Source organism: Roseburia porci, assembly GCF_009695765.1.
GTDB classification, from domain to species: Bacteria; Bacillota; Clostridia; order Lachnospirales; family Lachnospiraceae; genus Roseburia; species Roseburia porci.
In genome coordinates this window covers 1-23,456 of record NZ_VUNI01000032.1, presented here as the reverse complement: position 1 = coordinate 23,456, position 23,456 = coordinate 1, and the positions used below count along the sequence as shown (strand labels likewise).

The window sequence follows — 23,456 nt, the reverse complement described above, 5'->3', positions numbered from 1 at the left end:
TAATAGTCTGTAAAGATTGTTTGTAAGATATTCATATGTCTATTATGTAGAAAAATGAAGCAAAAGAAAACCCCACCCCTCAAGATTGAGGGGCAGGGGAGTTGAATAGGCGAAGCCTATTTTTTATTTACCTGATATATGGATAACATAAGATGAGAGGGTACAATATAAGATGAAGAGGGGAAGAAAATCTGCAGGAAAAATAGCTGTGCTTTTAGCAAATTTTTTCCTGACGGTATTAGCAATAACATTATTGCTAAATGGTTTGCAGTTCCAGGAAAAGATTGATATTGAATTGAATTATGGGAAACAGGAAATTGGCAGACAAAGTGAGGCTCAATTGTTCTATGCGGAGAACCTTACAGGAATCACAGAAGAAAATAGTTATATAGTGCATATTACAGAAAATAAAGCTTTATTTCATGTGAAAGAATTGGATTATTCAAATAACTTCCTGCGTATTGATCCTACAAATCAAAAAGAAGATTATGAAATTAAAAGCATAACCTTTTACTATAATGATGAAGAACTTTTTTCCTTAAAAGGGAAAGAACTTGTTCCGTATATGTTAGCATTTGAGAATGTAGAGTATACAGTAAAAGATGATGTGTTGAAAGTTCATGCGAAAAATGATGATTCAAGGATAACTTTTAAAAAGGATTTTAGCACAAAAATCGTAAATGAAATTATGTATGCCAATATGAAGCCATATTATCTGATGGTTGTTTTCTACTTTGTCTTTGGAATTCTTCAGATTGTGTTCTATCCGGCAGAAGAGAAAAGAAAAATGCGATGGTATCATTGGATTGGAACTGGAATTGCTGTCATTTTTCTATTCCTTGGTCTTGCTATGAATTATGGAGTATATTATCTGGAAACGAATTTTGGAGATGTTCCAATCGGACAGTTGATCTATCATATGCATACACCACTGGAGGGAACAAATACTTCATCGTTTGCAGGAATAGCGAAAGTCCTGATTATTATCTTCCTGATTGTAATGATTTTAATTGTAGGTGTATATAAAGCATTATCAAGAATTGGGAAGAGAGGCACCTTCCTTTTATGGAGTGGATTGTTGGGAGTGGTGCTTGGGGCATATGCAATTGGTGTTGCATGCTACCATTTTAATTTCTGGTCTTATCTTCAATATATTGGTGAAGACACAACATTGTACGATGATTATTACGTGGATGGAAGAGATATTCAGCTCACTTTCCCAGAGAAGAAAAGGAACCTTGTCTATATTTATCTGGAATCTATGGAGATGACGTATGCCAATCGGGAATCCGGTGGAGCAATGATGGAGAATTATATTCCGGAGCTGACAGATATCGCATTAGAGAACGAATGCTTTGGGGATGGAGAACAACTGAATGGAGCTTATACACTTCCAGGGGCTACATTTACCATGGGAGCTTTGGTGGCACAGACATCAGGGGTTATAATTAATGAAAATATTGTAAGCAATGATACTTTAAATGCCAAATGGGAATCAGAGAATAATTATCTTCCAGGTATTTGGGCAATTGGGGACATATTAAATGAGCAGGGATATAATCAGGAATTTATGATAGGGTCCGATGGTAAATTTGCAGGAAGGTCATCATATTTCGCAGGGCATGGAAATTATGACATTTTTGATTACTATACTGCTATAGATAAGAACTATATTGATAAAGATTATTATGAATGGTGGGGATTTGAGGACAAGAAGTTATTTAAATATGCCAAAAATGAGATTCAGAAGCTTTCCAAAGAAGATGCGCCATTTAACTTTACAATGCTTACCGTAGATACGCATTTTACAGGTGGATATGTATGTGATTTGTGTGAACAGGAATATAACGATCAGTACAGCAATGTTATTGCATGTTCGAGTGCTCAGGTGGCAGAATTTCTGGATTGGTTGTCAGAACAGGATTTCTATGAGGATACAACGGTTGTAATATCGGGAGATCATCTGACGATGGATTCAGATTATATATCAAAACAGGGAGCAGATTTGTTTGACCGGAGAACCTATGTTGCAATTGTAAATGGTGATGTGGTTAATACGCAATCCAACATACAGAGAAAATATACTACAGTTGATTTGTTTCCTACGACATTGGCGGCGATGGGAGTGAAGATAGAAGGCAACAGACTTGGATTGGGCGTGAATCTGTATTCTGGTGAGAAAACATTGTATGAGCGATATGGGAAGGATTATCTCGAGGTGGAACTCTTGAAAGATTCTAAGTTATACAGGCAGAAATTGCTGTATGGTAATACATTTCATTAGCAATTATGATGGTAAATACAGTAAATAATGAGAGAATTGTAACACAATTGAAATATTTACATCTTGAAAAATATAGTTTATAATGAAGTGACAATTGAGATGAAAGAGAATGCCCTAAGTGGAGGGGGTTCTCTTTTTCAGTGTGTGTAAATTTATAAAAATTAAGGAGCTTTCAAAATGAATATTATTTTGCTCTCAGGAGGAAGTGGCAAGCGCCTGTGGCCTTTGTCAAATGATATAAGAAGTAAGCAGTTTATTCAGCTATTTCAGAACGAGGATGGCAGTTATGAATCTATGGTACAAAGAGTGTATCGTCAGATTACAGAAGTTGATTCATCGGCTAATGTTACAATAGCCACCAGTAAGACCCAGGTGAGTGCAATTCATAATCAGCTTGGAGATAAGGTTGATATTTGTGTGGAACCATGCAGAAGAGATACATTTCCTGCAATTGCTCTGGCAGCAGCTTTTTTACACGATAAAAAGAAAATTGCATTAGAAGAAGCCGTTGTAATCTGCCCTGTAGATCCATATGTAGAGAATTCTTATTATGAGGGCGTACTAAAGCTTGGTAAGCTAGCAACGAATGGTGATGCCAATCTTACGCTGATGGGAATTGAACCGACATATCCAAGTGAGAAGTATGGTTATATTATTCCGGAAGGACAAGAAGCAGTCAGCAAGGTGCGCGAATTCAAAGAGAAACCGACGGCAGAGGTTGCAAAAGACTATATAGCGCAGGGCGCATTGTGGAATGCAGGTGTTTTTGCGTTTAAATTGGAATATTTATTAAATAAGGCGCATAGTCTGATTGATTTTACGGATTATGATGATTTGTATGCAAAGTATGATACGCTTACAAAGATTAGTTTTGACTATGCTGTAGTTGAGAAGGAAGAACGTATTCAGGTCATGCGCTATTCAGGGGACTGGAAGGACGTCGGGACATGGAATATGATGTCCGAGGTAATGTCAGATGCGACAAAAGGAAATGTAACACTGGATGAGACCTGCGAGAATACTAATGTAGTGAATGAACTTAATATTCCGATACTTTGTATGGGATGTAAGGATATGGTTGTTGCGGCAAGTGGCGATGGAATACTGATATCCGATAAAGAACGGAGCGGTTATATGAAGCCATATGTTGAGAAAATCAGCAGTGACATTATGTATGCAGAAAAATCATGGGGAACCTATACGGTATTAGACGCACAACCCAAATCTATGACGATTCGTGTGCTGTTGAAAGCTGGATGTCATATGAGTTATCACAGTCATGAACATCGTAATGAAGTATGGACAATTGTGTCTGGAAGCGGCAGAGCGGTTGTTGATGGACGTGAACAGAAAGTTCAATCTGGAGATGTGATTGCGATAGAAAAGGGCGTACGGCATACGATCAGTGCAGATACAGATTTGACATTGATAGAAGTACAGATCGGTAATGAAATCAGCGCACAGGATAAAAAGAAATACTCAGATTATAAATAAAGTTTAAATACGAAAGAAAGAGGTAAAAATGAAAAGGAGAATCCGGAGAATAGCAATTGTATGTGCGTTTATGTTGGGACTGACGTCAATGCCGATGGGAACATTTTATGCAGAAAATGTAACAGAGACACAGCAGACAGAGCCGGACGAAGCAGTTCTTGAAACACAGCAGGAAGATACAGAGGCACAATTCGAGAACACAGAAAATGAAATAGGGGCACAACTGGACGTGGATGCGGAAAATGAGCCGGAAACGCAGCAAAGTGAAGACGATGCTGTTGTGGTTCAACCAGAATCTGAAACAGATGCTAGTACAGAAACAGTAGAAAATAATGATGAATCAGCAGAGTGTGTTATGAACCCAGACATGGCGGGCGATACGGATCTTCCACAGGATGTGGATGGAGATTACGAAGATGATCCAGAAGCTGGTCGTGCAATGGGAAATGTAAGCGAAGATTTTTACAATGAGGATGAATTATACGGTATTGCAACTTATAGTGATTTGACCGGATCTGCTGGAATTGTTCATGATAGCAAGTTTAATGGAACAACAAAGAGAAGTGGTGTGGATGTTTCTTCATGGCAAGGAGATATTGACTGGAATCAGGTCAAAGCAGCTGGAATTGAATATGCGATTATACGTGTAGGATATCGAGGCTTATCAAGTGGAACGCTTGCAAAAGACAAGAAGGGTATCCAGAATCTTCAGGCAGCAAAGGCTGCCGGACTAAAGGTTGGAGTATATATTTTCTCGCAGGCAATCAGTACAAGTGAGGCACAGGAAGAGGCTGATTATACAATTAATCAGATTGCAGGGAATGCAATTGATCTTCCTATTGTAATAGATTATGAATATGGAGCAGGCAATAGCGGAAGATTATATGATGCACATTTATCTGCTGATGCAGCAACTTCTGTTGTAAATGCATTCTGCGAAAGAGTGCAGAGTCGAGGCTATTATGGAATGGTTTATGCAAATAAATCAATGCTGGAGGCTCAGTTAAATGCATCAGATATTTCTTCAAAGTATCTAGTGTGGCTTGCTAATTATACGAATCAGACAGGATATAGTGGCAATTATCGCTTTTGGCAGTATACTTCTACAGGATCGGTTCCTGGAATATCTGGCAATGTAGATATGGATGTGTGGTATGATAATGGAACGCTTATGGGAGGCGGATATGATTCCGACTCCGATGTATCCTATTCTACGCATGTACAGACAATTGGGTGGCAGAATGCGGTATCCAATGGTGTAAGCGCTGGAACAACAGGAAAAGGACTTCGGCTGGAAGCACTTAAGATTAATCTTGGCAGTAAGAAATATTCAGGAGGAATTACCTATTGTGCACATGTACAGGGAATAGGATGGCAGAATTGGGTGTCTGATGGACAGATGGCCGGAACCACAGGACAGGGAGCAAGACTAGAGGCAATTCGAGTAAAACTTACTGGAGAGATGGCAAAGCATTATGATGTGTATTATCGAGTGCACGCGCAGAATATTGGATGGATGGGCTGGACATTAAATGGAGCGGCTTCTGGAACACAAGGGTACAGTTATCGCTTGGAAGCACTTCAGATAGTGCTTGTTGAAAAAGGAAAGAGTGCCCCAGGAAGTACCAAAAATCCATTTCGTGCTACAAGAATTAAATATAATACACATGTTCAAAATGTTGGATGGGGAAGCGAAGTAAATGAATCTGATGTATCGGGAAGTACAGGAAAAGGACTTCGACTGGAAGCTCTTAATATTCATCTGATTAATCAGGAATATAGCGGAAGTGTTCAATATCTTGCCCATATTCAGAATGTCGGCTGGGAAACAGATTGGAAACAGAATGGTCAGACGGATGGAACAATTGGGAAATCTGCTCGATTAGAAGCTGTTAGAATACGACTTACCGGAGAAATGGCGAAGCATTATGATATATATTATCGAGTACATGCTCAGAACATTGGATGGATGGGCTGGACATTAAATGGAGCAGCTGCTGGAACGCAGGGATATAGCTATAGACTAGAAGCAATTCAGATTGTACTTGTTGAAAAAGGAAAAAGTGCACCTGGGAGCACAAAGAATCCGTTCCGCTGTACTCGAATAAAATACAGTACTCATATACAGGGAACTGGTTGGGGGAATGATGTAAACGAATCCGATATATCAGGAAGTACAGGAAAAGGACTTCGGCTGGAAGCGTTGAAAATTCATTTGCTTAACCCGATGTATAATGGAGGAGTTCAATATCAGACCCATATTCAGAATGTTGGCTGGGGACAAGGTTGGAAGCAAAATGGTCAGATGGCTGGTACTACAGGAAAAGCTGCACGTGTTGAAGCTGTAAAAATACAATTAACTGGAGAGATGGCAAAGCATTACGATATATATTACCGAGTGCACGCACAGAATATTGGATGGATGGGCTGGGCCAAGAATGGTCAGGCAGCAGGAACAGAAGGATATAGCTATAGGCTAGAAGCAATTCAGATTGTTCTTGTAGATAAAGGGGGAAATGCACCTGGAACCACAAAGGATACTTTTAGAAAAAAGTAATAAAGGTGTTAACAAAGAAAAATAAAAATTAATAAAATTGTAATATTTACATATACCTGTAAATAGTTTATAATAAAATCGTATTATAAAAGAGAATATCCGATTTCGGATATTCTCTTTTTGGATGTAAGAATGGAGAAAAAAAGGAATATATAAAGATGTGGCTTACAAGTATAATACTTGGAATTCTATTATTAGGCATTTTGCCTATTATGCTCGGAGATAGAATTTGGAAAGAAATTTATAGAGAACAAAATGATACTTTGTCGCAAATTATTGGCAGATATCTGGTTGGAACAATAGTTATGTGGGCAATATTTCAAATCATTGCAGTTCCGTTGATATTAGTGAAAGCCTCTTTTTCCATGGCAGTTATTTTATGGGAAATCAGTATTTTTTCGACTCTTTTGTTACAGAGTGTATGGAAAGTGAAAAAACATAGACATATGTATTCACATATATGTATAAAAACTCATAGAAGTAAAACGGAAAAACTATTATTTGTCCTTATGTGTGCGGTTATAATATGTCAATGTGTAGCGTGTGTGATTGGAACACAATATGATGAAGATGATGCAAGATTTGTGGTAAATGCACTTGAAGCATTTGATCATGATTCTATGTTATTAATTAATCCAGCTACAGGAGAGTATGTTGGAACCTGGGTGGGGGAACTTGCAAAAGATGTACCATCTCCATGGACTTTCTATATTGCACTTATCGCCAAGATATTAAATGTTCATCCAACTATAATTGCACATACCATTTTACCGGGGATTCTTGTTGCAATGGCATATGGTTGTTACTGGTTGATGGCAGAAAGAATTTTTAAGAAAAATTTTAGTTATTGCTGTATGTTTGTGCTTATAATAGCCGTTATAAATATGCACTTTACAAATTCTGAACAAACGCAGGCTGTTTTTCTTCTTACCAGGATCTGGCAGGGAAAGGCAGTGGTTGCAGGAGTTATGCTTCCATTTTTGTGCTATCTTATGATGTTGCTATATCAGTTAAAAACAAAAAAATACATATATTATTTAGTTTTTTTGACTGATATTGCATGTTGTCTATTATCTGGAATGGGAATATTTCTTTCGGCAATTGTGATAGGCAGTTTAGGACTTTATATTGCGATTATCCAAAAAAAATTAGATGTATTATTGAAAGTAGCGCTATCGTGTATTCCGACAATTCTGTATGGGATTGTATATATTATATTTTAACAGGAGAATAGAAAATTTATGCGTGAAACATGGAAAGAAATGTTTGCTTTCTTTCAAGGATATTATAACAATGGACTCATCATATTTTTATATATGGCGAGTCTTTTGATAATTATGTTACTTGGAAGGGAAAAACTTCGAAAACTGATAGGGTGGCCGACATTAGTGATTATGTTTTTGGTGTACAATCCTTTTTTCTATAGGTATATATGGCAGAAATGTTTTCATTATGGATATTGGCGAGTATTTTGGCTATTTCCTGTAGTGATAGTCGTCAGTGTAGCGGTGTTGATAGTGGTTGATAGAATAAAACAACCGAAGAGGCAAGGGATTTTTTTGCTTATAATATTAATCCTTATATGCGGTAATAGCAAGAATGTATTTTCAAAACAGTTATTCTATACTAATACACAAAATATATATAAATTACCACAAGAGGCTATTGATGTATCGGATGCTTTATTACAACTTGATACAGAACCTAAAGTAGTTATGTGCAGTCAGTTATATTCATACGTTCGGCAATACAGTACAGATATAAAAATGATGTATGGAAGAAATATTGAAGGATATATTGATGGATGGAATGAAAGAACAGCTGAAATGGCTTCTAATCTTCAACAATTAGAAAAAGCAGATTGGGGAAGAGTGGGTGAATTAATGAAACAGGAACAATATAAATATATCGTAATTCCACAAAATGAAAACTGTTCAGAGGAATATATGAAACAATTTTCTTTTATACTTTTGAAACAGGTGGATGGATATGACATTTTTGAGATTTTATATTAAATGAAAAATGGCTGGACTTCATAGAAACAAATTAAAAGGTTAAAGTATAGACGAATTTAGGGAAGTTTGTTATACTATATTAGTTTGTTGTATTATACAAAAATTACAAAATGAAAGGAATACACCAAAAGAATGAATGAAGAAATTGCAATTGATATAAAAGAACTGGGCAGACGAATCGTTAAGAAATGGAAAGGATTAGTTATTGCAGGGGTTATTGGAGCGTTTGCAATGAGTGCAGTGGGGTATGGAATATCTTACAATAAGTATATGGATGGACAACCAGTTTCAGAATCTGAATTAGAAAAGTATAAATCAAACCTTACTCAGAAAGAGCAGGAAAAAGTAGTTCAGGCATATGAAACATATGGGGTCTGCAAAAAACAGTATCAGTCAGATCTTGAATATAATGAAAATTCGATTTTAATGAAAATCGGAACAGATAATGCTACTACAATAGAATTGCAGTATTATATTGATAATGGTTATAAAAGTGTATATCCGGTAATTGAACAAACGAATAATGCAGCTGATATTATCGCTGAATACGGATTATATCTGACTTCGGATGAAGTGATTGAGAAAATAAAAGAAAAAACAGGAAGAGATATTGAAAGTCGGTATTTGAAAGAGTTAATTACTGTCGAAGCATTAGAAAATACACAAACTATGAAGATTAGTATATGTGCAGACTCTGAGGAACTTGCAAATGGAATGGCTGATATTATAGAACAAGAAGTAGAGAATTACGAAGGACAATTACAGCCTAAATATGGTGATTTTCATACAATAAGTTCTGAACGGCATGAGTCGTCAACATTAGATGAAACAGTGTTTGAACTGCAACAGGCAAAAATAACAGCAATTGCTACGCTTGAAACGCAAATGAGTACAATTGGAGCAAATTTAACAGGAGATCAAAATGCTTATTACAGTGCATTGATAAAAAATGACGAACAGGTAGATGAAGAATTTAAAGGCGAGATTATCAGCAAGAAATATATGGCTATAGGGTGTGGACTTGGAATTATTGTTTTAGCTGGCTGGATTGTGATTAAATATTTAATGCAGAAGCAGATTCGCAATTATACAGATATACAGGATTTATATCAGATTTATACATTTGACGTAATAAATGAAAAGAAAATAGAGTCTATGGGTAGTGTTGTACAGCAAATTGTTGCATGTGCAACAGCAAATGGAATACATAAAATTGGATTGATTGGAACAGATACTTCCGAAAAATCACAAAAAGTGTTACAGAAACTGGAAAAGGAACTGAGAAATAAACAATTAGAGGTTGTTTGTGGTCTTGGAGTAGAAAATATTTCCATTGCATTACAGAAAATTGGAAATGCAGGTCATGTTATTATGATTGAAACAAAAAATGGATCTTTTTATACAGACATTGAAAAAGAAATTGCTCTATGTGAGAAATGCAATATGGATATATTAGGAAATGTACTTGTAGATAGTATTTAGATATATGAGATTGCAGATAAAAAGATAGAAATAGGGGATGAATAATATAATGCGACAAGAAAAAAAAGTACAGCATGTGTACTGTGTAGGTGCAAAAAGTCTTGGGGCATATGGCGGATATGAAACTTTTGTTTATAAGCTTACAGAATACCATCAAGATAACCCCAAAATTAAATATCATATAGCTTGCAAGGCTAATGGCGATGGCTGTATGGATGAAAATAAGTTAGACCATGTAAATAGGATAAGCGACAATGAGTTTGAATTCCATAATGCACATTGCTTTAAAATTTCAGTCCCTCAAATTGGTGCTGCTCAGGCTATTTATTATGATGTTGCAGCATTGAAAGCTTGTTGCGAGCATATAAAAAAACATAATATAATGCATCCGATCGTATATATAATGGCGTGTCGCATTGGACCTTTTGCAAAATATTTTTATCATAAAATTCATAAACTTGGTGGAAAAGTATATTTAAATCCAGATGGGCATGAGTGGATGAGAGCTAAGTGGAGTAAACCAGTCCGTCAATACTGGAAAATTTCTGAACAGATGATGGTTAAATATAGTGACCTTGTTATATGTGATTCTGTTAATATAGAGAAATATATTCACAAATGTTATGATGGAAAGGGTATTCGAGGCACCAATCCACAAACTACATACATAGCATATGGGGCAGATTTAACGCAGAGTAAATTAAAAGATAATGATGAGAAATTGCTTGAGTGGTATTATGATAAGGGGTTAACTAAGAAAAATTATTATCTTGTAGTTGGAAGATTTGTACCAGAAAATTCTTTTGAAATTATGATTCGAGAATTTATGAAGAGCAAAAGTACGAAAGATTTTGCTATTATTACAAATGTAAACGATAAATTTTTGAATGAACTTGAAAATAAATTACATTTTAAGAGTGATGAAAGAATTAAATTCGTTGGGACTGTTTATGATCAGGAATTGCTTAAAAAAATAAGAGAAAATGCATATGCTTATTTTCATGGACATACTGTTGGGGGAACTAATCCAAGTCTTATAGAAGCTTTGGGAAGTACGGATTTAAACCTTCTTGTTGATGTTGGATTTAATAGAGAAGTAGCAGAAGAGTGTGCATTATATTGGAGCAGAGAAGCTGGTAATCTGGCAAATTTGATAAACATCGCCGATGAGATGAAAAAAGAACAGATCGAAGAATTGGGAATTAAAGCAAAACAACGAGTGGCTGCAAAGTATACTTGGGAAAAAATATGCGAGCAGTATGAGCATGTATTTGTAAAAAACTAAATTGCAATTATTCTCATAATAGGAATACAAAAAGGGGAATATATGATTATTTCTTCTGGAAAGAGTGATATGTAAAAATGAAAGTTTTACTTATAGACCAAATTACAAAGGTTAATTATAAATATACTTTTCCTTTAGCAAATGGACTTGTAAAAGCTGGTGCAGAGGTTGTGCTTGCAATAGATCAAAAAAAGGAAAGAGAAAATTGCGTTTGTGAAAGAATTAATCTTTTTAATACAGATGAAAAAAATATAGGAAAAGTTGCAAAATTAAAAAATTATATCTGGTCATACAGGAGAATTGACAATATCCTAAAAAAGGGAAAGTTTGATATTTTACATACAGAATGGTATACATTTTCTCCGATAGATTATTATTTTTTAAATAAATTTAAAAGAAAATATAAAATAAAATATGTTGCAACAGTACATGATATATTACCATTTAATCAGAAGTTTTATGATTTACGATTTCATAAAAAATTATATACTTTAGCAGATTCGATTATATTACAGGCACCTGAAAATGTGAAAAGGTTTGCAGAATTATTCCCTGACATAAAGAACAAGGTATGCATGGTGCCGCATGGCCATATGTTGGATTATGTTGATATGATAGATAAGAATGAGAGCCGTGAACGACTTGGTATACCGAAGAATAAAATTGTTTTTTTGTTTTTTGGACAAATAAAAAAAGTAAAAGGAGTAGATCTCTTATTAAAAGCTTTATTGAAAATTAAAGATCGATATCCGGATTTATATGTCGTTATTGCAGGAAGTGTTTGGAAAGCAGATTTTTCAGAGTGTCAGGAGATTATAGATAACAATGATTTGAGTGAATGTTTGAAGATGGACATAAGATACATTCCGGATGATGAGGTTAGATATTTTTATAGTGCAGCAGATGCTTGTGTATTACCGTATACGGATGTATATCAAAGCGGAGTAATTCAACTTGCATATGGCTATCAAAAAGCAGTTATTTCATCTGATTTGCCTGCATTTACACAATTTGTAAAAGAAGGCAAATCTGGATATATAGCAGAAACTGGAAATTTTAATAGCTTGGCAGATGCAATGGAAAGAGCAATTTTAGATATAGACAATCTTCCGAATATGGGAAAAACAGGATATGATCTTGTTAAACAGACTTTGAACTGGGATGAGTTGGCAAAAAAGATTGTAGAGCAATGCTATTAACTTAGAAATTAGGCAACATAAAGAAGAAAGATTGACAAATAGAGAGAAAATATTTGAGAGACTAGGATGGATTTAATATTTTTAAGTATATGTGTACTTTATGGAATTAGTGTATTATATTTTGCACAAAAAAATGATTGGACAATGTTGCGTTTCTTTCTGCTAGTTGTGATGTTTCAGAATATTTTGGTGATATTGTTTTCTGGAAAGGTTTCAACATCATTAATAACGATTTTTTCTTTAATGAAAGAAGGAATGCTTTATATAGCTGTAGTGCTATGTGCATTGAAAAAAAATGTTTTTAAAATTAAAAAAATGGATTTATTGCTGTTGACTGGTGTGGCAATGTTACTTTTAAAAAATTTATTTGTGACGAGTGCACCATTATCTGCAGCTATAATTTCTTTGAGACAATGTCTAATTCCTTTTTTGGGAATTATAGTTGGAAAAAGTATTCGTATAAATAAAGATTCTGTGGGAAGAGTATTGAAATTTAATGTTCGATATTCTACCATTTTAGCGGTTTTAGGCATAATAGAATTATTATTTTTAGGAGATGCATTTTGGTCAAAGTTAGGATTTGCACAATATATGTATGAAAAGCAGGGAACATTGTCAAGTCAGTTATTTAGGGGGGTTACTAGAAATTTCTATACCTGGGATTTTGGTGGTGTACCTGTTAGAAGAATTGTTTCGATTACAGCAGATCCATTAGCTACAGCACATTTAATTTATATAGGTTTTGTTATTATTGCAGTTGGTTGTGTTAGATATACAAGTAAAAAGAACCGTCTTAATCAGTATTTTATGTTAGCAGTTTTACTTTTTATATGTAGTGTGTTATCACTTTCAAAGGCGATTTTTGTATTTATGGCAGTTACTATAGTTGTTATTATATATTACAGAAATATATTGCCAAAATCGCTAGTCAAGTATGGTGCAATTTTTTGCGGAATTATTGTACTTATGTATGTTGTAAAAAGTATTCAAGAGTTAACATCTGCAACAGCAACAGCTAATCATATTGTGGGATTAATTAATGGGTTTAAGGCTTCATCAATATTTGGTACTGGACTTGGTACAGCAGGAGTTATGACTGCAAAAATTGCGAACAACTCGATTGCAACGACAGAAAGCTATATTGGAACGTTTGTTCAACAAATAGGATATATTGGTTTGGCAATTACTTTAATCTATTTTTGGAAGATATTTTCTGAATTACGTCAAAAGTGGATCAAATACCATGATAAGTTTACAATATTAGCCATTACCATATTATTATGTATTGTCATTGAAATGTTTTTTTCGGAGAGTTCTGTATCTATTATGGGAACATGTATTTATTTTATATATATAGGAATGGCTACAAGAGATGAAAGTTATAGTGAAGAAGTGTCGTGCGTGAGGAGAAAAATATAAATTATGAAGATTAAGCTGTTTTATATTCATCCGACAAATTACGGAAATTTAATGATGGCGTGTGCATTTATAAAGTATTATGCAGATCAGGCAAAACAGAAAGGCATAAAAAATCTTGAATTTTATTTAGATGTTCTTGATGATGAGGAATTAGAACGTGTAAAAAAATCATTACCAGAAGGTATAAAAGTTTATCAAGAAAAATTGTATAACAGAAAAAGAAGAGGAATTATAGGTAAAGTAGAGAAACTTGTTAACATCCCGAGAGAAATCATATACAATCGTAAAAAATATGATATGTGTGTTGTACTTGGAGGAGATTGTATTTCGCAGTATTATTCAACACAGGTTTTTGTGTCTGATATGTTGAAATTTCAGAAAATTTCAAAGAAACAAAAAGTGTATTTGTTGGGACAGACAATGGGACCATTTAGCGGCTATGCAGTTGACTTGGTTAGTCGTTGTTTGAAAGATTGTATGATTTATGTCAGGGATCATGATTGTTACAATTATTTGCAAGAAAAGTTTCAATTTACCAAGTTACATGAAGCACGGGATTTGGCATTTTTAGATATCCCGTTTCAAAATGATGAAAATAAAAAGAAAAAGCTTTTAGAGAAATATACTGCATTGACAAAATATATTACAGTTGTTCCGTCTGGAGCTAGGAGACAATATACATCTGATACAGAAACATATGTTAATGAATATAAAAAAATAATTGAGTATATTATTGGTGATTTAAAAACAGATGTTTTATTACTTGCACATGTAATTCACGTTTCGGACTCAAATGATAAAATTATTATAGACAAAATTATGGAAGAATTGGAACCTTGCTATCAAGAACATATTCATGTAGTAGATCAGTTGATTTTCCCATATGAAGCGAGAATTCTTTTAGGAGGAGGTCTTGCTACGATTACAGGAAGAATGCATGCTGCAGTTTCATCAATTAATATGGGAACAGTTCCGATATGCTTATCATATAGTGTAAAATTTAAGGGCGTTATAGGCGATGATTTTGGACTGAATGATTATATTTACCAATGCAGAGGTGATGAAATCTGGTCTGACGGTTGCGTACATGATGAAGTAATTAATAGACTAAATATGGCTTTACAAAATAGAGAACAGTTAGTGTCGCAAATTGAGCGTGAATTGAAAAAAGTGCAAAAAAAATCGTTATTACAAATAGAAGAATTGTTTTGATTGTTTAATATCATGACATAAAGAATAACTGAAGGAGATATGAATGGCAGGTTCAGGAAACAGAGCAGCGAAAGCAGGAATGGCATATACCATTGGTAATGTTTTATTAAAGGGAATCTCCTTTCTGACATTACCAATTTTTTCACGTATTTTAACTACGGAAGAATTTGGATTTTATAATCTTTATGTTTCTTATGAAACAATTTTAACAATTTTTGTAGGTCTGTGTTTATATGGGTCTTTGCGCACTGCAAAATATGATTATCGAAATGAATTTGACTCATATGTATCAAGTACACTGGTGTTGAGTGGAATTGTGTATTTGGCATTTTTGATAGTTGGAAATATTGCGTATCCATTTTTTCCTGATCAGTTTGAGTTTAATAGAATTTTATTAAATATTCTTATTACGCATAGCTATGCTATGTTTGTTTTTCAATTCTATAATACTCGCCTGGCGCTTGAGTTTAGATATAAAGAATTTTTGGTTGCATCTGGTATAAATTCAATAGGTGGAACTGTTCTTTCTATCTTTTTAATTCAAGTAGTATTTACAACTAATAAACATATTGCTAGAATTTATGGATATGCTATTGTTCCAATTATGGTTGCAGCAGTCATTTGGTGCATTTTTTTTCGGAAAGCAGTTCGGAATAAAGATAAAATTTTTAATGTAAAATACTGGAAATATGGTCTTGGAATCAGTTTACCTTTGGTTGTACACACATTTTCACAACAAATACTAAACCAGTTCGATCGTATTATGATAAATACATTAGTAAGTGTCGCAGCAGTTGGAATTTATGGATTTATACAAACAATTGCCAGCATTTTACAAATTATAGTGCAGTCTATTGATAGTGCATGGTCTGTTTGGATGTATGAACAGTTGGACAAAAAAGAATATATTCAAATAAAAGAAAAGGCGAAAGCATATATTTTGTTAATGAATATATTATATATAGGGTTTGTTTCTTTAGCACCTGATGTAATTCACATTGCAGGAACAAAAGATTATTATGAAGGCGCGTCTATGGTAGTTCCTTTATCATTTGCCATTTATTTTATTTTTTTGTATTCTTTGCCGGTACATATAGAATATTTTTATAAGAAAACAAAATTTATTGCGTTAGGGACAAGTTTGGCTGCTGTTGTAAATATTGTGTTAAATTATTTTTTTATAAAGCAATATGGGTATATAGCATCTGCATGGACAACTTTGGCATCTTATATTTTATTGTTTGCATTTCATTGGTTTATCTCAAAAAAAATTGATAATAGTCCTATGTTTCCAGTAAAAATGATAACGATAAGTGTTGTTTTGCTGGTAGTATATTCTGGATGGATATTACTTGTAATAGATCATATGATGCTTAGATGGGTGTCTATGGTGATTTTTATTATTACAATGATGTGTGGTTGCTATCGAGTAGTTAAACCAATGTTAATAATGATTTTGGGAAGAAAGGAGAATTCCAAAAAATAAATGGAAACCTTTAAATTATACAATGGGGTAGATATGCCTTGCATAGGCTTTGGAACGGATAGAACGTTCGTTTTTATTCGAAAAAATATTTTAGCAGGTATGGTCGATTTCCTTAAGGATATTACAATAGGACATGGATATCATTGGAAGCGTGATACATCAATTATTAAAATTGTGAAAAAAGCGCCTCAATATGATTGTCATTTATTTGATACATCGAGTGCATATGGTCAGAGTGAGCGTGTGTTAGGAAAATGTTTAAAAAAATATTCCAGAGATGAATATTTTATAGTTACAAAACTTTCCAATCAAGAGCAGCGTGAGGGCGATGTTCGAAAAGCGTTGATGCGGAGCTTAAAACATCTGAATGTTGATTGTGTTGATCTTTATCTTATGCATTGGCCTCAAACAGATACCTACTTAGAGTGTTGGAAACAAATGGAACAGCTTTATAAAGAAGGTTTAGCGCGCGCTATTGGCGTATGCAATTTTAAAGAACATCATTTTGAAGAATTGATGAAAAGTGCAGAAATTAAACCAATGGTTTGTCAGATTGAGAGTCATCCACTGTTTTCACAAAATAAAATGCTTAAATATTGTAAGAAAAATAGTATTCAGATGATGGCTTATACGCCAACCGGCCGTATGGATAAACGCATACGTGAGAGTGAGGTTTTGAGAACAATTGCAGAAATACATCATAAAGATGTTGCACAGGTTATTATGAGATGGCATTATCAGCGAGGGGTTATACCGATTGCTAACACAACTAATTTGGAACATTTGCAATCAAATATGAACATATTTGATTTTTGCCTGGAACAAAGCGAGATGGAGTCAATTGATAATATGAATATTGAGTGCAGATTAAGATATGATCCAGATACAGTTGATTTTACAAAATGCTAAGACACGATAGGAGCAGATTATGATATCGTCAATTGAAAAAAACAAATGTACTGGGTGCAAGATGTGTGGAGATATATGCCCATCTGGTGCAGTAGATTTTAAAACGGAAAATGATGGATGTTGGTATCCTACTGTAGATGAAGAAAAATGTATCGAATGTGGTTTGTGCATAAAAAAATGTCCAGCTTTGAATATTGTTCCGTCGGATAACAACTCTGATCCGGCAGTATATGCTGCATGGTCGCTTAATGAAAAAGTGCGATATGATAGTACTTCTGGTGGAATTTATTATGAAGTGGCAAAAGCATTTATTGATGAAGGTGGATACATCGCAGGATGTATTTTTAGTTCTGATTTTAAAACAGCAAAACATGTTATTGGAAAGACTTATGATGATTTGAATGCAATTATGGGATCAAAGTATTTTCAAAGTGACACAGCAGGTATTTATAAGGAAATTTCTACATTAATAAAAAATGGAGAGAAAGTTTTGTTTTGCGGAACACCTTGTCAGGTTGCAGCTTTACGTTCTTTTTTAGGGAAGGATCAAAGAAATTTATATTTACTTGACTTTATTTGTAAAGGTATAAATTCACCAAAGGCATATACTGCGTATATTGATGAGATTGAAAGAAACTATAAATCGTCAGTTAAGTTAGTACGTCAAAAAAGCAAAAAAACAGGATGGCAGAGTTTAGCTACAAATATTATATTTCAAAATGGAAAAGAATATCACAAAGATCGCTATACAGATTGGTGGATACAGGGCTATACTTGTGGAAACCTGTTTATGAGAGAAAATTGTCAGGAGTGTTTATATAAAACAATGCCACGACAGGCTGACTTGACATTTGGAGATTTTTGGGGTATCAAAGGATGCTCGGATGAGGATGTACAAAAAGGAATTTCTGTTGTCTTTGAAAATTCACAAAAAGGTGCAGAACTCATTCAAGCTGCCATAAAAAATTTACATCTGGAGAAACGGAGTCTGGATGAGGTGTTAGATGGAAATCCATATTTGTTTGGACAAGCAATTCAAAAGGGAAATCGCAGTGAGTTTTTTGAACTTTTGGATAAAGAGCCATTTAGTAAAGCCGTGAAAGAAACTTATACAGAAAATATTGTTCAAAAGGGAAAGCGGTATATAAAATTTATTTTAAAACATGTTTTCAAACGTAAAAAATGGTAAAAGATAGTTCACATAAGAAAATGAAAGGTAATTATTTATGGGAAAAAAATCTGCAAGTGAAAGACTTTCAAAAATAAGAAAGGTTGATTGGTTTAAATTTGTTAAATATAATTTTTTGACAAAACAGGTAAAGCGTTCCAAAGGCGCATATATCATCCCTTTTAAGGGAGCCGTATTAGAAATTGCTAAGAGTGCGGAACTTATATTAAATGGAACTATTCATTTTGGAATTAATCAATTAAAAGGAGCTAAGGCTGAAACTTATATTCGTTTAGCAGATAATTCAAAATGGATATGTGAAGAAGAGGTCTTGCTGTTTTTTGGAACTTTTATAGATGTCCATAAAGATGCTTTGCTGGAGAGTAAATTTTTCTCGGCAAACACCGGTTCGGTAATTGTGATTGGTAAACATATTACTTTAGGACATGATGTTATGATGGGGAGAAATATTGTAATATATGACAGCGATTTTCATTCAATTCCTGGGGAAGATGGAAGACCTATCAATTTTTCAAAAGATGTTGTGATTGAAGATCATGTTTGGCTTACGAACAATGTCACTGTTTTGAAAGGTGTTACAATTGGAAAAGATTCTTTGATTAGCGCAATGACATTGATAAGAAAAGATGTTCCAAGAGCATCTCTTGTTGCGGGAGTTCCAGGAAAAGTTCTTAAAGATAATGCATGTTGGAGCAGAGAATATATTCATGAATATGAAAAGCAATTTTGGGATTAGATATTTTGCTGATTAAGAGCAATGTTTGCAATCGTATGTAGACGAATCGGTTAAATGATGTTAAAATATAGCTATTCATTTAGATAAAAGAGGAAATGTAAATGTACAAGAGAAAAGCTACAGGATGGCTGAAACATGTTGATTTTATGTTATGGGATATGTTGAGTCTTCATATTGCCTTTTTTTTAGCTTATATAATACGTCATGGATTTGGAAATATGTATAAGAATCAGCTCTATGCCAATATGGCGATGAGTTTGACGCTTATGCAGATTGTAGGAATCATTGGATTTGGAACATTACATAATGTATTGAAGAGAGGATATTGGGTTGAGGCGGTTGCTACATTTAAGCAGGTTGCATTGGTATTAGTAATGGCTTCGCTATATCTATTTACAGTGCAGGCGGCAGAGGATTTTTCACGTATGGTACTGTATATGACAGGAATTTTATATTGGGTATTGGGATATTTGACCAGAACCATATGGAAACTTTTCCTGAGAAGTCATATGAAAGACGGTGGAAAACATTCGCTAATTATTATAACTTCATCAGATATGCTTGATAGGACACAATATAATCTGGAAAATCATAATTATGAAATGTTTCAGGTGATTGGAATTGTTGTTTCTGACCAGAATATGCAGGGAAAATATGTTGGACAGTATCCGGTTGTTGCTAATCTTTCTAATGTAATTGAGTATGCCCAGGAACGTTGGGTGGATGAAGTATTTATTAACTTATTGCCAAATGCAGATTATCCGGAGCAGATTGCGAGTCAGTTCCTGGAGATGGGTGTTGTAGTTCATACGAGGGTAAGTGAGCATTTGGATGTGCCGGGACAGAAGAGCTTTGTGGAGAAGCTTGGTAAATACAGTGTAATTACGACAACAATTAATTATGCAAGTCCACGTCAGTTGTTTATGAAGAGATGTCTGGATATTGCAGGTGGTTTGGTTGGAAGTGCAGTTACGTTAATTTTATGCGTTATAATCGGACCGATTATTTATATTCAGTCACCTGGTCCGATCTTTTTCAAACAGGAAAGAGTTGGAAAGAATGGAAAGCGTTTTAAGCTTTATAAATTCCGAAGTATGTATTTAGATGCAGAAGAACGCAAAAAGGAACTTATGGATCAGAATCGTGTGAAAGATGGTAAAATGTTTAAACTAGATTGGGATCCGAGAATTATTGGTAGTAAACAATTGCCGGATGGTACGCATAAGAAGGGAATCGGCAATTACATCAGAGACTGGAGTCTTGATGAATTTCCACAGTTTTTTAATGTGTTGAAAGGTGATATGTCATTAGTTGGTACAAGACCTCCGTTGGTATCTGAAGTCGAGGAATATGATCTTCATCATCACGCAAGACTTGCAACAAAACCTGGAATTACAGGAATGTGGCAGGTGAGCGGAAGAAGTAATATTACAGATTTTGAAGATGTTGTTAGGTTAGATCGGGAATATATTGAAAACTGGAGTTTTGGACTTGATATTAAGATCTTGTTTAAGACGGTAGCAGTTGTTTTGAAAAAAGAAGGATCGATGTAAAATGATAGAGGAGCTTATTGCTCCTCTATTATCATATTATCTTCATTTAAATAATCTTGTGAATATAGGAAATATTGTTTTCCGTGGTCTCCGTCTTTTACCTCATACAGTAGGATTCCTTTTTGTGTTTCGGTTTCAACCGGACAATCGATAGAGATTGGATTCCAATTGAGATCATAGTCAGAATAGAAGATCTGGCTGCCAGAATAGGATTCTCCTGGATAATTTTTATCGCAACTGTAATAAACGCGGAATCCATTTTTTGTTGCTTTTACAGAGGCTGGTTCATGATCACAGTCTGCAGGAAGGAGTTCTGTGATTGTAGTTTTGTTTGCCTGTGTTGTATCGATAGTAGCAACATTCAGGGAACTGTCTCCTTTATCAACAACCTCTTTTTCAAACGTAATATAGAATTTATGATTAAGATACATAATATCCACGTCTTCTATATTATTCTTAGCAGTAATTACATCCTGTACCAGACTCCAGTTCGTTAAGTCAGTTGATTTGAATAAATGTAAGGTATATGTGCCATTTTCGGCATTGATATCTGCGTTATTTGCTGTTCCTTGAATCTCTGTTGCTGTTAGATAGTAAGTATTCTGAACCTTGATCAGAGTAGGATCAATTTGCATATTGGCCGTGGTCATTATGATCCGATTAGAGATAATATTGAAGTTATCATCCACTTTTAACAACCCTATCTGACAATCTGAATTCGCATAAATAATATAATTTTCCTGAGGCATACAGTAAATCCAATTTGCATTTATATCAGAGAATGATTTAATCTGATTACCATTCATATCGTATATCACGAGTTTTCCCTGTACTTCTGTAACAATATAATCATTATAGAATTTGGCATCACCATTGTGTGCGTTTGCTACTTTCATGATAATATGTGCGTTCTTCTTGGGAGATACAAGGTATAAGAATATCATCGAAAGAACGGTTAGTAAAAGTAACAATGCGATAAGTAAAAATATTTTTTTCTTGTACATATATTAAAGTAAAACCTTTGAGAATAATCAAAATTATAGTATCAAATCTATGGTACTGCTGTATTGCCGAAATGTAAAGTGCGAGGTGAGATTTGGTATGATAAAGTAGGGGTATGTTTCATAAAAATCTGATTTTCGACATTTAAACTAATAAAAGATGTCTACATTTTTGGTAAAAGTTAACTCATTTTTCTTGGAAAAAAAGTACTCTGACGAAAGTTTTTGTTACTGACCTCATGAACTGTCACTGACTTGTTCACATGAACTGTCACTAGATTGATTAATTTCCTGTCATTAGCCTTTGCAGGGTTGCCGCCTGTAGCCAGGCGGCAATAAGGTCTAAGTAGTCATGGTTCCAAGCATCTCATGCTCTACGACATACTTAATCATATAATCATCGATCAGACGTTTCTGGTTTTGAAATGCATACATAAGAGCCTTTTCACAGATCCGGTTGATCATGCGTGGAATTCCGGCCGACGCTTTATGGATCTCATCCAACGCCTTGGTTGTAAATACCTCTTGCGCACAACCAGAGTAGTCCATGTGACTTGCGATATACTGCTCCGTCTCAGACCTGTCCAGATGTGGCAGAATACAGTACATATCAATGCGCTGGCGGATAGCAGCATATCGCTGCAGCTTCAGTTTGTTTTCCCACAGCTCGGTCTGTCCGACCAGCACAACAGCCATAGGACTCATGGAATCAAATCTGTAATTGAGCAGGAAACGAAATTCTTCCAGTGTTTCCTTTTCCAGCAGATGTGCTTCATCCAGGATGCAGACAACCTTTTTATGCTGCACTCCCCGGATAATCTCGATCTCCTGTTGCAGCTGACGCTTGGAATCACCGCGGTAAAACCGTGATTCCAGTCCTAACTGGTCCAGTAGGCCTTTATAAAACCATCGCGGGGTCAGCTTCGAATCGGACAGATAAAGTACGATGTAATCCTCTTTCGGAAGTCCCGAATAGAATCGGCGGATCAAAGTGGATTTACCGCACCCGGGATCAGCAGTTACAACGGCGAACATCTGACGGTCTGCCACATAAGACAGCCGTCCAAGTGTTTCACGGAATGCATTGGATTCATATAGCTTTTCTGGTGGGACATCCCGCACAAACGGAGTCTGTTCCATACCAAAGAATGATTCATACATTAGTCGTTCGCCTCCTTCCGGTAGGAAGCAAAGGAAATGGCATCTGCCATTTGTTGTTGATTCTGTTTATGATGTATCTCCAGTGCATCAAGAAAGCGGGAGGTCGTAGGGGTCTGTTCCTGCATAGAAGCAGGTAGGGTCGGTCTTTTGTCACAATACGGACCAATCTTTAGCGGGACTGCGGTAAAAGGTTCCATTCCCTGATAAGAAATGGTGATCTGTTCCGGCGTTGCAGGATCATAAGAAATCTCTACAGTGTGTCCAATCAAAGATGGGTTTGTTTCGTAACGCTTCCCGCGGAAACTGATGCAGGCTCCCTTGTCAACTTTTCTCTGTTCATGATCCCTGTGTGTTAGAATAGTTGTCAGTGAAAGAAAAAAGTTTTTGTGGTAGTATATAACTATCACAGGAAGGAGCTTTCACTATGAACTACAGTCAAGAACTTAAGGAAGCCTTGCTAAGAAGAATGCTTCC

18 protein-coding genes are annotated in these 23,456 nt (G+C 34.9%); 15 read left to right on the top strand and 3 right to left on the bottom strand.

Annotated elements, in window-relative coordinates:
- Nucleotides 1–208 precede the first annotated feature (208 nt).
- The 15 genes from FYJ75_RS14705 (at nucleotide 209) to FYJ75_RS13375 (ending at nucleotide 20,820) form a co-directional block, all read left to right on the top strand.
- Complete coding sequence (locus tag FYJ75_RS14705; protein ID WP_195839035.1) at nucleotides 209–2,284, top strand: sulfatase-like hydrolase/transferase; 2,076 nt, start codon at nucleotides 209–211, stop codon at nucleotides 2,282–2,284.
- 177 nt (nucleotides 2,285–2,461) lie between these two features.
- A complete protein-coding gene (locus FYJ75_RS13440) occupies nucleotides 2,462–3,778 on the top strand; it encodes a sugar phosphate nucleotidyltransferase (protein WP_154430936.1) in 1,317 nt (438 codons plus the stop codon).
- A 28-nt stretch (nucleotides 3,779–3,806) separates the two neighbouring features.
- Nucleotides 3,807–6,335, top strand: coding sequence for a GH25 family lysozyme (locus FYJ75_RS13435; protein ID WP_154430935.1), 2,529 nt, complete (start codon nucleotides 3,807–3,809; stop codon nucleotides 6,333–6,335).
- Nucleotides 6,336–6,493: 158 nt separating this feature from the next.
- Entirely contained in the window at nucleotides 6,494–7,558 is a 1,065-nt protein-coding gene (locus FYJ75_RS13430) for a DUF6077 domain-containing protein (RefSeq protein WP_154430934.1), read from the top strand.
- Between the two features lie 18 nt (nucleotides 7,559–7,576).
- Complete coding sequence (locus FYJ75_RS13425; RefSeq protein WP_154430933.1) at nucleotides 7,577–8,350, top strand: hypothetical protein; 774 nt, start codon at nucleotides 7,577–7,579, stop codon at nucleotides 8,348–8,350.
- A 132-nt stretch (nucleotides 8,351–8,482) separates the two neighbouring features.
- Entirely contained in the window at nucleotides 8,483–9,832 is a 1,350-nt protein-coding gene (locus FYJ75_RS13420) for a YveK family protein (protein ID WP_154430932.1), read from the top strand.
- 49 nt (nucleotides 9,833–9,881) lie between these two features.
- Complete coding sequence (cps2T, locus tag FYJ75_RS13415; RefSeq protein WP_154430931.1) at nucleotides 9,882–11,117, top strand: beta 1-4 rhamnosyltransferase Cps2T; 1,236 nt, start codon at nucleotides 9,882–9,884, stop codon at nucleotides 11,115–11,117.
- Nucleotides 11,118–11,194: 77 nt separating this feature from the next.
- Nucleotides 11,195–12,316: a glycosyltransferase family 4 protein gene (locus FYJ75_RS13410; protein ID WP_154430930.1), complete on the top strand. Its 1,122-nt coding sequence runs from the start codon at nucleotides 11,195–11,197 to the stop codon at nucleotides 12,314–12,316.
- A gap of 66 nt (nucleotides 12,317–12,382) precedes the next feature.
- The gene (locus tag FYJ75_RS13405; protein WP_154430929.1) at nucleotides 12,383–13,735 is read left to right on the top strand and encodes a hypothetical protein; all 1,353 of its coding nucleotides are present in this window, start codon (nucleotides 12,383–12,385) and stop codon (nucleotides 13,733–13,735) included.
- A gap of 3 nt (nucleotides 13,736–13,738) precedes the next feature.
- Nucleotides 13,739–14,947, top strand: a complete 1,209-nt coding sequence (locus FYJ75_RS13400) for a polysaccharide pyruvyl transferase family protein (RefSeq protein ID WP_154430928.1) — start codon at nucleotides 13,739–13,741, stop codon at nucleotides 14,945–14,947.
- A gap of 43 nt (nucleotides 14,948–14,990) precedes the next feature.
- On the top strand, nucleotides 14,991–16,433 hold the full coding sequence (locus tag FYJ75_RS13395; RefSeq protein ID WP_154430927.1) for an oligosaccharide flippase family protein: 1,443 nt from the start codon (nucleotides 14,991–14,993) through the stop codon (nucleotides 16,431–16,433).
- On the top strand, nucleotides 16,434–17,342 hold the full coding sequence (locus tag FYJ75_RS13390) for an aldo/keto reductase family protein (RefSeq protein ID WP_154430926.1): 909 nt from the start codon (nucleotides 16,434–16,436) through the stop codon (nucleotides 17,340–17,342).
- A 19-nt stretch (nucleotides 17,343–17,361) separates the two neighbouring features.
- Nucleotides 17,362–18,531 (top strand): Coenzyme F420 hydrogenase/dehydrogenase, beta subunit C-terminal domain, encoded by a 1,170-nt coding sequence (locus tag FYJ75_RS13385; RefSeq protein WP_154430925.1) that lies wholly within the window; start codon nucleotides 17,362–17,364, stop codon nucleotides 18,529–18,531.
- Between the two features lie 37 nt (nucleotides 18,532–18,568).
- Complete coding sequence (locus FYJ75_RS13380) at nucleotides 18,569–19,267, top strand: acyltransferase (RefSeq protein WP_154430924.1); 699 nt, start codon at nucleotides 18,569–18,571, stop codon at nucleotides 19,265–19,267.
- A gap of 101 nt (nucleotides 19,268–19,368) precedes the next feature.
- Nucleotides 19,369–20,820, top strand: a complete 1,452-nt coding sequence (locus FYJ75_RS13375) for a sugar transferase (protein ID WP_154430923.1) — start codon at nucleotides 19,369–19,371, stop codon at nucleotides 20,818–20,820.
- A 14-nt stretch (nucleotides 20,821–20,834) separates the two neighbouring features.
- On the opposite strand, the gene FYJ75_RS13370 is transcribed toward FYJ75_RS13375, so the two are convergent.
- The 3 genes from FYJ75_RS13370 to FYJ75_RS13360 all read right to left on the bottom strand — a co-directional run bounded on the left by FYJ75_RS13370 (nucleotide 20,835) and on the right by FYJ75_RS13360 (nucleotide 23,389).
- Nucleotides 20,835–21,716, bottom strand: coding sequence for a family 43 glycosylhydrolase (locus tag FYJ75_RS13370; RefSeq protein ID WP_195839034.1), 882 nt, complete (start codon nucleotides 21,714–21,716; stop codon nucleotides 20,835–20,837).
- A gap of 447 nt (nucleotides 21,717–22,163) precedes the next feature.
- Nucleotides 22,164–22,982 carry an ExeA family protein gene (locus tag FYJ75_RS13365; RefSeq protein WP_154430921.1) on the bottom strand — a complete coding sequence of 273 codons (819 nt, stop codon included), beginning with the start codon at nucleotides 22,980–22,982 and terminating at the stop codon, nucleotides 22,164–22,166.
- A complete protein-coding gene (locus tag FYJ75_RS13360; RefSeq protein ID WP_328596954.1) occupies nucleotides 22,982–23,389 on the bottom strand; it encodes a Mu transposase C-terminal domain-containing protein in 408 nt (135 codons plus the stop codon). The genes FYJ75_RS13365 and FYJ75_RS13360 overlap by 1 nt, the downstream gene beginning before the upstream one ends.
- Between the last annotated feature and the right edge of the window lie 67 nt (nucleotides 23,390–23,456).